Source organism: Caulobacter sp. BE254 (genome assembly GCF_031457295.1).
In the GTDB taxonomy this organism is placed as follows: domain Bacteria; phylum Pseudomonadota; class Alphaproteobacteria; order Caulobacterales; family Caulobacteraceae; genus Caulobacter.
Window position 1 is genome coordinate 20,988 of the sequence record NZ_JAVDWJ010000020.1, and the last position, 12,529, is coordinate 33,516.

Genomic DNA, 12,529 nt, shown 5'->3' on the forward strand with positions numbered 1-12,529 from the left:
TCTCCAAGCAACAATTGCGGGGATTGGTCGCATGGCCGGGTTGCGTCCCTGTTGCAGGCGTGAAATCTGCTGGAGACGGGGGCGTGGAAAGAGCAAGTCATGGAAAGTTCGCAAGATCCCGCGACGGCTTCCGCCGCCGCCTCCACGCCCGGCCAGAACACCCATGGCCAGAACACCGACCCGGCGCGCGGCGCCCGCATCCTGATCGTCGACGACGACCCTGGCATCCGCGACGTCGTGGCCGACTTCCTCGGACGCCACGGCTACACCATCGACACCGCCTCCGACTCCCGGACCATGGAGCAGGCCTTGGCCCGCGGCCCGGTCGACCTGGTGGTGCTGGACATCATGCTGCCGGGCGAGGACGGCCTGGCCATCTGCCGCCGCCTGTCGGCCACCGACGGTCCGGCGATCATCATGCTGTCGGCCATGGGCGAGGAAACCGACCGCATCGTCGGCCTGGAGCTCGGCGCCGACGACTACCTGCCCAAGCCGTGCAATCCGCGCGAGCTGCTGGCCCGCATCCGCGCCGTGCTGCGTCGCCGTCAGGAGCCGCGCGCGGTCGACGACGGCATGGGCGCGGCCTGCGAATTCGCCGGCTGGCGCCTGGACCTGGTGCGCCGCGAATTGCGCTCGCCGCAGTCGGTGGTCGTCAACCTGTCCAGCGGCGAGTTCTCGCTGCTGCGCGCCTTCGTCGAGCGTCCGCAACGGGTGCTGACCCGCGACCAACTGCTGGACCTGGCCCGGGGCCGTGAGAGCGACGCCTATGATCGCGCCATCGACGTCCAGATCAGCCGCCTGCGCCGCAAGCTCGACGACGGCGGCGGCGGCGAACTGATCCGCACCATCCGCAGCGAAGGCTACATGTTCACCTCGAAGGTGACCCGCACCCCATGACCGAACGCGTGCCGGTGAAGGGGCCCGGCAGCGCGCCGCTGTTCGTCCAGGCCCTGGGCCTGGTCATCGTGACCCTGGTGGCGGCTCAGTTGATCGCCATCGCCGTGGTCTTCAACCTGCCGCCGCCGCCGCCCGAGATCTATCGACTGAGCGAGATCGCCCGCGCCGTGAAGAGCGGCGCCACGGTCCAGCCCCGCGACGGACGCGCCCTGCTGATCCGGCGCCATGCCGGCGCGATCCGGGGGCTGGTCGACAACCGTCGCCGCGCCGAGTTCAAGACAGCCCTGGCCCACGACATCGGGGTCGATCCGGCGCGGATCGAGATGGACGTCGACACTGGCCCGCGCTTCTTCGTCCGGGCGCAGAAACGCACTTTCGTCCAGGATCTGCCGCGCGAGCGCCGACCGCAGGACGGGTTTGGCGGCCCAGGCGGCCCGCGCGGCGACCACGATCCTGCACACCCAGGCGGTCCGCCCGAGGGCTTTGGCGGCCCGCCGCCTCGTGGGCCACGCCTCGATGGCCCACGCGACGAGCCGTTCATCGTCGGCGACTTCAAGCTGGCCATTCATCAGGACAATGGTCGCTGGACGGTCATCGAGCCGAAGCCGGCCATTCGTTTCGACAGCTGGCAGCAGCGGATCCTGCTGATTCTGGGCCTGTCGGTGCTGTGCGTCTCGCCCCTGGCCTGGCTGTTCGCCCGCCGGCTGTCGGGTCCGATCAGCGCCTTCGCCGGCGCCGCCGAGCGACTGGGCCGCGATCCGCGGGCGGCGCCGCTGGACCTGAAGGGCTCGGCCGAGGTGATCGCCGCCGCCAACGCCTTCAACATGATGCAGGAGCGCCTGCGCCGCTATGTCGAGGACCGCACCGCGATGATCGGCGCGGTGGCCCATGACCTGCGCACGCCGCTGACCCGCCTGCGCTTCCGCATCGAGGCGGTGCCGGACGACGTCCGCGCCAAGCTGGCGTCCGACATCGATCAGATGGAGGCGATGATCGCCGCCACCATGGCCTTCGTGCGCGACACCACCCGCCCGGCCGAACGCACCCGGCTGGAACTGGCCTCGCTGCTGGAGAGCATCATAGACGAGGCCGCCGAGACCGGCGGCCAGGCATCGGTGGAGCTGGGCGAGAAGATCATCATTGACGGCGATCCGGTCGCGCTTCGCCGCCTGCTGACCAACCTGGTCGAGAACGGCCTCAAGTACGGCGGCGCCGTCCAAGGCCGGGTGCGGGCCGAAGGCCGGCTGGCGGTGATCGAGATCGACGACAACGGCCCGGGAATCGTCCCGGCCGAACTGGACCGCGTGTTCGAGCCGTTCTTCCGCAGCGAGCCGTCGCGCAACCGCGAGACAGGCGGGATCGGGCTGGGCCTGGCGGTCGTCCGCTCGGTGGCCCGCGCCCACGGCGGCGACGCCACCCTGCACAATCGCCCCGAGGGCGGCTTGCGCGCCCGGGTCGAGCTGCCGTTCTAAGGCGAGCCGCGCGAGCGGATACGCCACCGACAAGCAGGCCGTCGGTTTGTTGCGGGCCGGCAAAAGCTGCGCCATACGCGCGACATGTAGGCGGGGTTGATCAGGGGATGCACACGTTCAGCCGCCTCCGCGCCACCTGCATCCTGATGTTCGCCGCCCTGTGCCTGGGCGCCTGCGCCTCCGGTCCGCCGCAGGACGGTCCGCGCGGCGACTGGGGGCGAGCGCCGCGTCCTCGCCCGCCCGGCGAGGGCGAGGCGGGCGGCCCGCCGCGCCAGCCGCGCCGCAGCCTGTTCATCAGCCCGGCGGGCGAGCCGTTCCGCGCCGAGCCCGGCGCGCCCTACCCCGTCGCCGTCTGGTTCGCCGGCGCCGACGCCGACCACGACGGAGTTCTGACACGCGAGGAGTTCGTCGCCGACTCCTTGCGGTTCTTCGACAAGATCGACGGCGACCACAACGGCGTTGTCGACGGCTTCGAGGTCTCGGTCTATGAGACCCAGGTCGCGCCCGAGATCCTGCAGGGCTTCCAGGGCGGCGGCGAAGGGCCGGGCGCCCTCGGCCAAGGCGGCCCGCGCGGCCAGGGCGGCGGCCACCGTGGCGGCGGCCCTCGTGGCGGTGGCGGCGGCAAGCGCGGCGGCCGCCTGATGGGCGGCATGCTGCAAGGCGCCACGCCCTACAGCCTGCTGGCCGAGCCCGAACCGGTCATGGCGTCCGACGGCGACTTCGACCGTCGCATCACCCGGGCCGAGGCGGCCAAGGCGGCCAAGGCCCGCTTCGCCCTGCTCGACAAGGACGGCGACGGCAAGTTGCACCTGGCCGAGCTGCCCCAGACCCCGCTCCAGGCTCGGCTGGAAGGCCCGCGCGGCGACCGCCGCTAGTTGCCCACCAGACTGGCGATGATGTTGATGCCCAGGGCCAGCACCGCGGTGTTGTAGAAATAGGCGCAGACGGCCTGGGCTGTGACGAGGTTGCGCAGCTTGGCCGTCAGCACGTTGTTGTCCGACACCTGGAACGTCGCCCCGATGCTGAAGGCCAGATAGACGAAGTCGAGATAGGTGCTGGCCGGCTCGCCCGGGAACAGAAAGCCGGGCTTGTCCGTTCCGTCGCCGAAGTGGCGATGGGCGTAGTGCAACGTGAACACCGAATGCAGAACCACCCAGGACAGCACCAGGGTGACCCCCGCGCAGGCGGCCGTGATCGTCTTGATGTCCGGCCCAGCCGACCGCGCGTTCAACATGGCGACGACGACCGCGACCAGGCTGGACAGGATCGCGGCCAGGACCAGCAGCAGGATTCCGGGCGGTTTCTCGTCCTCCGCCGCCGCCCGGCGACGCACCTCGGCCTCGTCCGCCGTCAGGAACAGACGCCAGGTGGTGACGACATAGACCAAGGCGCCGGCGTCCCAGCCGATCAGGATATGGCTGCTGACCGGCGCATTTAGATGACGGGCCGCCAGCCACCCCAAAACCCCGCCCGCGCCAGCGGCCATCAGCCGCCAATGGCGTGATATTGCTGAGCTTTCAGGTTTTCTCACGCGGGTCTTGGTCATGCCGTCCACCTTGCCCGCAGAGGCTTAGCACCAAACTCTGCAATTTTGTGTCGCCTGTTGGGTGAACCGATCGCGACTTCACCGGTTACTTCACTGGAACACGTGAAAGACGCCATGACCGACCCCGACGCCCCGCCGCCGATCGAGCCGACGCAACCCGACTACGACCCGGGCTCCACGCCCGACGAAGAGCCGATGCGCCAGCCGCCGGTGCAACCGGGCGACGATCGGCCCTATGACCGCTCCGCCACGCCGTTCCCCCCCGTGACCAGTCCCGATTAGGAGCAACCTATGGACCTCGACACCGAACGGCCCCGCGGCCGCCGAGGCTTCGCCGCCATGGACCCCGAACGCCGCCGCGAGATCGCGCGCAAAGGGGGGGCCAGTGTTCCCAGCGAAAAGCGCAGCTTCGCGAAGGACCGCGACCTCGCGGCCAATGCGGGCCGCAAGGGCGGCTCCTCGTCGCGCGGCGGTGGGCGGATGCCCGGCCGCGACGCCTGATACCAAGCGCGCCGCGGCCTACCGGCGGCGGCGCGCTTTCTTCTCCGCGATGAGAACCGCCCGCCTCAGCCGGCCAGGGCGAAGACGCCGAAGCTTGGGCTATCGCTGATCCAGCGCGCCGCGACCTTCCAGCCCGCCCGGCGGGCCAGCTCCACGAACATCTCCGGCGCGTACTTGTACGAATTCTCGGTGTGGATCGTCTCGCCGGCCTCGAAGCGGATTTCCCGGCCCGCCAGATGCGCCGTCTGGTCGATGCGGCTGACCAGGTGCATCTCCATGCGGCTTTCCTCCGCGTTCCAGACCGCGCGATGGTCGAAGGCGTCCAGCTCGAAGTCGCCGCCCAGTTCGCTATTGATCCGCGCCAGGACGTTCTTGTTGAACGCCGCCGTCACGCCCTGGGCGTCGTCATAGGCCGGCACCAGCACGTCCGGGCTCTTGGCGATGTCGACCCCGACCACGAACATCGCGCCGTCGCCCAGCAGACCATGGGCGCCGCGCAGGAACGCCTCGGCGTCGGCCGGCGCGAAATTGCCGATCGTCGAGCCCGGAAAGAAGCCGGTCACCGGCCGTCCCCGCGCCGCGGCCGGCAGCCGGACCGCGCGCGTGAAATCATCGACCAGCGGGGCGACGATCAGGCCGGGATAGTCGCGGCGCAGCGCCTGGCTGGCCTCGTCGAGGGCAGACCGGCTGATGTCGATCGGGACATAGACCGCCAGCTGCGGCATGGCGTCGAGCAGGATCCGGGTCTTGGTGCTGGCCCCGCTGCCGAACTCCACCAGGGCCGCGCCCTCCATCACCCGGGCGGCGATCTCCGGCGCGATCCGGCGCAGCAGCGCCGTCTCGGTGCGGGTGGGATAGTATTCCGGCAGTTCGCAGATCGCCTCGAACAGGCGCGAGCCCTCGGCGTCGTAGAAGTACTTGGCCGGCAGCGTCTTGCGCTCGGCCGTCAGGCCCGCCAGGGCGTCGTCGAGGAAGGTCGAGGTCGGCGTCGCCGCCTCGCGATCCAGCGCGCTCATGTCGTCGGCCAAGCGGACCCCCGTGAAAGCCCAGCGCTGGGCCGGATGGAAGAAGTTGCGATAGGACGGTCGCGTATGGCCGGGCGGCGTCTCGACCGCCCCGCCCCGCAGGACCATCTGGTTGATCATGAACTTGCCGTTGTACTCGCCCAGGGCGCCGGCCCCCGGCTTGAAACCCGGATAGGCGACATAGGGGCTGGCGGTCCATTGCCAGGCCTCGTCGGACGTCTGACGCAGTTCCTGCCCTTCCGGAGCCCTGGCGGCGGCTTCCCATTCGGCCTCGGTCGGCAGGCGGCGTCCGGACCAGGCGGCGAAGGCGGCGGCCTCGTAATAGCTGACATGGCCCACTGGCGCGTGGGGATCGAGGGGACGCCGGCCCGACAGGGTCATGACGGTCCAGGCGCTGTTCTCTTCCCGTCGCCAGTAGAGCGGCGCGTCCCAACCCTGTTCGTTGACCACGGCCCAGCCGTCGGAAAGCCAGAGGTCCGGTCGGCGGTAGCCGCCGTCCTCGATGAAGGCCAGCCACTCGGCGTTGGTGACCAGGCGATCGGCCAGGCGATAGGGCTCGAGATAGACCTTGTGGCGCGGCCGCTCGTTGTCGAAGGCGAAGCCCGGGCCGTCGTCGCCGATCTCGACCAGACCGCCCGCGAAGGCGAGGTAGCGGGCGTCGGTGGCGGCCGGGCGCTCCAACGGCGCGGCGGCGCGATAGGCCGGCTGCAGCGGCGATTGGGCGAACAGGTGGAGCAGGTCCATCAGGATCAGTTCCTGGTGTTGCTCCTCGTGGGCCAGGCCGAGGTCCAGGCGCTCGATCACCTCGGCGGTCGGCGAGGTGGTCAGCAGACGGACCATGGCCGCGTCGACATGGGTCCGATAGGCCCCGACCTCGTCGGCCGACGGACGGGTGATCAGCCCGCGCAGGGGGCGCGGCTGGCGAGGCCCGACGGCCTCATAGTAGGAATTGAACAGATAGGCGAAGGCGGGATCGAACACCCGGTAGCCCGGCAGGAACGGCGTCAGCAGGAAGGTTTCGAAGAACCAGGCGGTGTGGGCGCGATGCCACTTGACCGGACTGGCGTCCGGCATCGACTGCGCGCCCTGGTCCTCGGGCGAAAGCGGCTTGGCCAGCGCCTCGGTGCGACGCCGGACCGCCAGATAGCGATCGACGAGGGCGATGGCGCGGGCCTCTGAGGCCTCCCGTGCGGGGGTGTCGTCGGGACTCATGCGCTCTCCTGGCGGCCCTGCGTCGGGGAGCCTGCCGCCCCGATGAGCTCAACGAATAAGCAACTTGAGTGTTCCCCCCGACCGGTTCAAGCGGCGCCTAGAATAAAAAGTGAACGCGGCGCGAAGAACGTCGAGGCTCATTTTCGTTCAGAGCAGGAAGGGCTGAGGGTCATCGTCGATTGGCGGTCGGACGGCAGGCGGGCTTTCCACCGGGAGCGAGGCCTTGGTCGGTCGGACGGGCGCCCGGCGCAGCAGCCTCCCGACCCTCTGCAACAGCTGTTCGTCCTTGAACGGCTTGGCCAGGAAGTCGCGGGCGCCCAGGGTTATGGCCTGCTGGACGTCGTCGGGCTGGTTGCGGGCGGTCAGCACCATGGTCGGGACGTTCAGTCCCTCCTGGCGCATCTTGCGCAGCAGGCCGAAGCCGTCGAGGCGTGGCATGTTGAGGTCCAGCACCAGGGCCGACGGTCGCAACTCGTGCAGGCGCTTGAGGCCTTCGAAGCCGTCGCGGGCGAAATAGGTGTCATAGCCCGCGATGTCGAGGCGGGTGGTGATCAGGTCCAGGATGATCTGGTCGTCCTCGACGACCAGGACGCGCGTACGCCCCACCTTAAGCCTCCGCGCGGTCGAGGGGGTCACCGTCGCCGACGGCGCCGTCCCAGCGCGTGCAGCGGTCCACGGCGTCGATGAGGTCCGCGGCCATGATCGGTTTGGACACCATTCCATCGAACCGGTGATCGCCGTCCAGAAGCCCGAGGTCCGAATCCGCCGTGAAGGCCAGGATCGGCACATCCTGGTTGGGGCCCGGCGTGTCCCGGATCTCGCCCAGCGCGTCCAGTCCCGAAACCTTAGGCATACGCAGGTCCATCAGGATGCAGTCGAAAGGCTCGACGGCGGCGGCTTCGACCGCCGCCCGACCGCCGCTGGCCTCGGCCACCTCCGCGCCCACGTGCTCCAGCACTGTGCGCGCCAGTTCGCGGTTGACGGCGTTGTCGTCGACCACCAGCACTCGAAGCCCGTCCAGGCTACGGCCGCCGGGTTCAGCCGCGAGCGCGGACAACTCGCCCGTCGGACCGACAGCGATCGGAGCCGCGATATCGAAACTGAACACCGTCCCCACGCCCGGGAGGCTGCTGACCGCGATCCCGCCGCCCATCGCCTCAGTCAGGCCCTTGCTGATCGCCAGGCCCAGGCCCGTGCCGCCGTGCTTGCGCGTCGACGAGGCGTCGACCTGGGAGAAGCGCTGGAAAAGCTTGGCCTGTTGCTCGACGCTGATGCCCGCGCCGGTATCCTCCACCCGCATGCGCAACCTGGCGGCCGCGGGATCGTAGCTGACGAACAACCGCACCGCGCCCTGCTCGGTGAATTTGATGGCGTTGCCCACCAGGTTGAGCAGGATCTGCCGGACGCGGTCCGGATCGATCATGACCCGCTCGGGCAGGTCGCCTTCGGCCTGGCATTCTAGCCACAGCCCCTTGGCGTCGGCCTGAGGAGCGAACAGGGCCAGCGCGTCCTCGGCGACGGCCAGGGGCGAGACGGCGCGCGGTGTGATCTCGACCTGGCCCGCCTCGAGCTTGGAAAAGTCGAGCACGTCATTGACGATCGCCAGCAACGCCTGGCCGGCGCTCGACACCCGCTGGACGTACCGGTGCGAGATCTCGTCGAGTTCCGGGCGCTGGGCCAGCAGTCCGGAGAAGCCGATCACCGCCGTAAGGGGCGTGCGGATCTCGTGGCTCATATTGGCCATGAACTCGCCCTTCACCGCCGCGGCCGCCTCGGCCTCGGCGCGAGCGGCGGCGAGGGCCTCCTCCTGGCCGACCTGGGCGGTCACATCGCGGATCACGTCCAGGAAACCCGTGGGGGCCTCGGTCGCCGGGTCGCGCAGCAGGGAGGGGTTGGATTCCAGCCAGACATCGCGCTTGCCCGACCTGTGCGGCACCCGCCAGCGCACCCGCTCGGGCCGCTTGCCCTTGGTCAGGTTGCGATAGACCCGCCTGACCCTCAGGCGATCCTCGGGATAGGCCAGCTCCAGCGCGCTGCGGCCCATGATCTCGTCCGGCGTATAGCCCAGCAAGGCGCGGGACGACGCGGCGCAGAACGTGACCTTTCCGCCCAGGTCGGCGGTCAGGATCATGTCGGTGGTGTTTTCGGCCATCAGCCGATAGCGGGCCTCGCTGTCCTTCAGCGCGGTCTCGGCCGCCCGCCGGGCGGTCAGGTCCTCGATCTGCGAGATGAAATAGCGCGGCGAGCCGTCGGGATTGTCGACCCGCGAGACCGCCAGTTGGCTCCAGACGATCGAGCCGTCCTTGCGGATGTATCGCTTGTCCATCCGGTAGGTCGAGATGCGACCATTGTAGAGATCGGCCAGTAGGCCAAGATCGGCGTCCAGATCGTCGGGATGGGTGATCGCCTGGAAGTTCAGGGCCAGCAGTTCCTCGTGGCTATAGCCGACCATCCTGCAGAGCGTGGGATTGACCTTCAGGAACGCCCCGTCGAGGCCGACCAGGCACTTGCCGATCGGCGCATGCTCGAAAGCGGTTTCGAACAGCTCCTGCTGCTCCTTGCGCACGCTGATGTCCTGCATCAGCGCGGTCAGCTCCCAGCCGGCCGCGTCGCGCACCGCGCTGACCGCCAGTTCGATCGGTATCTCGACGCCATCCTTGCGCCGCGCGGTCGTCTCGATACCCTGGTCAATGTCGTCGCCGAGGCCGCCGCCCAGGAACGCCGTCATGCCGGCCTGGCCCGCGGGCAGGATCATCGCCAGGTCGGCGCCGATCGCCTCCGCCGTCGTCCAGCCGAAGGTCAGTTCGGCATGGCGGTTCCAGCCGGTGATCCGGCCGGCCTCGTCGGCCGTGACGATGGCCTGGTGGGCGTTGGCGATCATGTTGCGCGCCCGATCCTCGCTGGCGCGCAGGGAGCGTTCGAGATTGCGCACGTCGGTGACGTCCCAGTTGACGCCCACCAGCCGCATCGGCGCGCCGTCGGCGTCGCGCACGACCGTAGCCTGGGCGCGAACATGCCGCACCGCCCCATCAGGTCGCACGATCCTGAATTCGGTGTCGTACGGCTTGCCCCCGAACAATGTGGTCCGCGCCTGAGCCTGTTCCTCCGCGCGATCGTCGGGGTGCACGCAGGCATAGAACCGGTCGGCGGTCAGGGGCTCGCCGTGGACCAGGCCGTAGAGGGCGTACATCCGGTCGTCCCAGGCCAGCGCGCCGGTCTGAACATTCCATTCCCAGATCCCGATCTGGCCAGCCTGGGTGGCCAGCAGCACGCGCTCGGACATCGCCCGATAGCGCGCCGCGTCCTCGGCGCGCGAAGCCTCGGCCGTGACCCGGGCGGTGACGTCCATCACTGTGCCGAAGAGCGCGACCACCTGACCGGCTTCGTCGCGCTCGCAATTGCCGTGGCCTTCCAGATAGCGCAGTCCGCCGTCGGGCAGGACGATGCGGGTGATCGCCAGCTTCCAGCCGACCCCGTCCTCGCGGGCCGCCGCGAGCCGCGCCTGCAGCATCGGTCGGTCCTCGGGGTGAACGGCCTGAACGAACTGCTCCAGCTTCAGGTCGACACTGGGATCCAGGCCATACAGCCTGGCGACGTGCGGCGACCAGGTCGTCTCGCTGGTCTTCAGGTCGACGCGCCAATAGCCGATGCCGGCGACCTGCTCGGCCAGGGCGGTCATGCGCGCCATGCGCTCGGCGCGTTCCTGCAGCTCCCGCCGCTCGGTGACGTCCCGGAAGACGTTGACGATCTCGGTCGCCTTGCCCTCTGCGTTCCGGACAAGCTGGGGATTGCCCTCGAACCAGACCCAGCGTCCGTCGCCAGTGAGATAGCGGTGCTGTCGATTGGCGGAGAGGTCGGGCGGCTCGCCGGCATAGAGCTTGGCGCAGTTGACCAGGAAACGTTCGCGGTCTTCCGGGTGGACCAGGCGGTCGGCCGGCGTGCCGATCAGCTCCTCGGGCTCATAGCCCATCGCCCGGCAGGCGGGCGACACGTAGAGCAGCGTGCCCTCCAGCGAACAGCGGACGATGACGTCGGAGGTGTTCTCGGCCAGCAGCCGATAGCGGGCCTCGCTGGCGGTCTGGTTCTCGAGATTGCGGACCTGATCGGTCACGTCCTGGAACAGGCCGATCAGCGCGATGACCTGGCCTTGCTCGTCCAGCTCGCACCCCGCCTTGGACTGGACCAGCCGAACCTCGCCGTCAGGGCGGATCATCCGCGCCTGGAAGCTGATCGACGTCTTGGTCGTGATCGCCGTGTTCAACAGGCCCGAGATCCTGTCGCGATCGTCGGGATGAAAGGACTCCAGGCCGGTTCGATAGGTCGGGACGTGGGTTCCACGATCCGTGCCCCGGATCTCGTACAGTAGGTCCGACCAGTAGACCTCGCCGGTGACGACATCGTAGCGCCAGTGCGCGACCCCCGACATGGCCTCGGCCAATTTCAGCAGGCGGGCCTGTTCCCAGCGCACCCGGTCCAGGCGGGTCCGCTCCAGTTCGTCGCGGACGATGCGCGTCAGGGCGCGCAGACGGTTCAGCTCGCGATCGGTCGGGCATGGACGCGGCTTGGTGTCGATGACGCAGAGCGTGCCCAGGTTGTAGCCGTCCGACGAGGTCAGCACGGCGCCGGCATAGAAGCGGATCCCCGGCTCGCCGATCACAAGCGGGTTGGCGACGAACCGAGGGTCGAGGGTCGCATCCTCGACGACCATCACGGCGTCGGACTCCAGCTCGATCGCATGGCTGCAGAACGCGTATTCCCGCGCTGTCGAACAGAGCTCCAGACCCTGTCGCGACTTGAACCACTGCCGCGTCTCGTCGACCAGCGAAACCAGGGCGATCGGCGTATCGAACAGATCACAGGCCAGCTGGGTCACGCGATCGAACGCGGCGTCAGGCGAGGTGCCGAGGACGCCGTAGCCTTGCAGCGCTCGGATCCGCCTCGCTTCGTCGTGGTTCATCAGGACCTCCCGTCTGGAGGATGGCCGATAAGGTCCGCAAAACGGGTTAAGGCGGGCTGCGACAAATCGCGCGCGAGACGCGCCCCCACCGCCAGGGCCGGGCTTGAGCAGGTCGAAACCGGCCCTGGCGGTGGACGGCCCTCAGGGACGCCTGGGAATCTCCAGTCCACGCTGGACGGCCGGACGGGCCAGGCCTCGCTCCAGCCAGGCCGGCACGTGCTTGAGGCTGGCGTAGTCGACCAGATCGCCCGCGTCGTAGAAGCCGACCAGGTTGCGCACCCAGCCCAGAGTGGCGATGTCGGCGATGGTGTAGGCCTCGCCCATGATCCAGTCGCGATCCGCCAGCCGGTTTTCCAGCACGCCCAGCAGGCGCTTGGATTCGGCGACATAGCGATCACGGGGGCGCTTGTCCTCGTACTCCCGGCCCGCGAACTTGTGGAAGAAGCCGACCTGGCCGAACATCGGCCCGATCGCGGCCATCTGGAAGAATACCCAGGCCAGGGTCTCATAGCGTTGGGCCGGATCCTTGGGCAGGAACTTGCCGGTCTTCTCCGCCAGGTAGACCAGGATCGCGCCGGACTCGAACAGGCCGATCGGCTTTCCGTCCGGACCGTCCGGATCGATGATCGCCGGGATCTTGCCGTTGGGATTCAGCGACAGGAACTCGGGCGTCCAGGTCTCGTTCTGGCCGATGTCGATCATATGCGGCTCGTAGGGCAGGCCGATCTCCTCCAGCATGATCGACACCTTCACCCCGTTGGGCGTGGGCAGGCTGTAAAGCTGCAGCCGGTCGGGATGCTGGGCCGGCCAGCGCCGGGTGATCGGGAAGGCTGAAAGATCGGTCATGGTCGGCTCCGAAAGCAAAAAGGCCGCTCCTGCCGGCGCGGCCGAGCTTGTCAGATGGTCCCGGCGAGCGCGG

10 protein-coding genes are annotated in these 12,529 nt (G+C 69.1%); 5 read left to right on the forward strand and 5 right to left on the reverse strand.

Translation table 11 applies throughout. The annotated features are described in order from the left end of the window. The first annotated feature begins 99 nt into the window (after positions 1 to 99). The 3 genes from J2X41_RS23580 (at position 100) to J2X41_RS23590 (ending at position 3,244) form a co-directional block, all read left to right on the forward strand. On the forward strand, positions 100 to 897 hold the full coding sequence (locus tag J2X41_RS23580) for a response regulator (RefSeq protein ID WP_310086697.1): 798 nt from the start codon (positions 100 to 102) through the stop codon (positions 895 to 897). Continuing rightward, complete coding sequence (locus J2X41_RS23585) at positions 894 to 2,369, forward strand: ATP-binding protein (protein WP_310086700.1); 1,476 nt, start codon at positions 894 to 896, stop codon at positions 2,367 to 2,369. Before J2X41_RS23580 ends, J2X41_RS23585 begins: the two co-directional genes overlap by 4 nt. A gap of 107 nt (positions 2,370 to 2,476) precedes the next feature. Next, positions 2,477 to 3,244 (forward strand): hypothetical protein, encoded by a 768-nt coding sequence (locus J2X41_RS23590; protein WP_310086704.1) that lies wholly within the window; start codon positions 2,477 to 2,479, stop codon positions 3,242 to 3,244. Here J2X41_RS23590 and J2X41_RS23595 read toward each other — a convergent pair. Beyond that, positions 3,241 to 3,855: a DUF1345 domain-containing protein gene (locus tag J2X41_RS23595; protein ID WP_310086707.1), complete on the reverse strand. Its 615-nt coding sequence runs from the start codon at positions 3,853 to 3,855 to the stop codon at positions 3,241 to 3,243. The two genes, J2X41_RS23590 and J2X41_RS23595, sit on opposite strands and share 4 nt — an antisense overlap. A gap of 174 nt (positions 3,856 to 4,029) precedes the next feature. On the opposite strand from J2X41_RS23595, the gene J2X41_RS23600 reads away from it, so the two are divergent. Beyond that, positions 4,030 to 4,197 carry a hypothetical protein gene (locus J2X41_RS23600; RefSeq protein ID WP_018062558.1) on the forward strand — a complete coding sequence of 56 codons (168 nt, stop codon included), beginning with the start codon at positions 4,030 to 4,032 and terminating at the stop codon, positions 4,195 to 4,197. 9 nt (positions 4,198 to 4,206) lie between these two features. Continuing rightward, positions 4,207 to 4,416, forward strand: coding sequence for a KGG domain-containing protein (locus J2X41_RS23605; RefSeq protein ID WP_018062559.1), 210 nt, complete (start codon positions 4,207 to 4,209; stop codon positions 4,414 to 4,416). A 65-nt stretch (positions 4,417 to 4,481) separates the two neighbouring features. Here the strand turns inward: J2X41_RS23605 and egtB are convergent, their stop codons facing one another. The 4 genes from egtB to J2X41_RS23625 form a co-directional block, all read right to left on the reverse strand. Further along, positions 4,482 to 6,653: an ergothioneine biosynthesis protein EgtB gene (egtB, locus tag J2X41_RS23610; RefSeq protein WP_310086715.1), complete on the reverse strand. Its 2,172-nt coding sequence runs from the start codon at positions 6,651 to 6,653 to the stop codon at positions 4,482 to 4,484. 147 nt (positions 6,654 to 6,800) lie between these two features. Continuing rightward, positions 6,801 to 7,259: a response regulator gene (locus tag J2X41_RS23615; protein ID WP_310086718.1), complete on the reverse strand. Its 459-nt coding sequence runs from the start codon at positions 7,257 to 7,259 to the stop codon at positions 6,801 to 6,803. Position 7,260: 1 nt separating this feature from the next. Further along, positions 7,261 to 11,610 carry a PAS domain S-box protein gene (locus J2X41_RS23620; RefSeq protein ID WP_310086721.1) on the reverse strand — a complete coding sequence of 1,450 codons (4,350 nt, stop codon included), beginning with the start codon at positions 11,608 to 11,610 and terminating at the stop codon, positions 7,261 to 7,263. A 141-nt stretch (positions 11,611 to 11,751) separates the two neighbouring features. Next, positions 11,752 to 12,456, reverse strand: a complete 705-nt coding sequence (locus tag J2X41_RS23625; RefSeq protein WP_310086724.1) for a glutathione S-transferase N-terminal domain-containing protein — start codon at positions 12,454 to 12,456, stop codon at positions 11,752 to 11,754. Positions 12,457 to 12,529 lie beyond the last annotated feature (73 nt).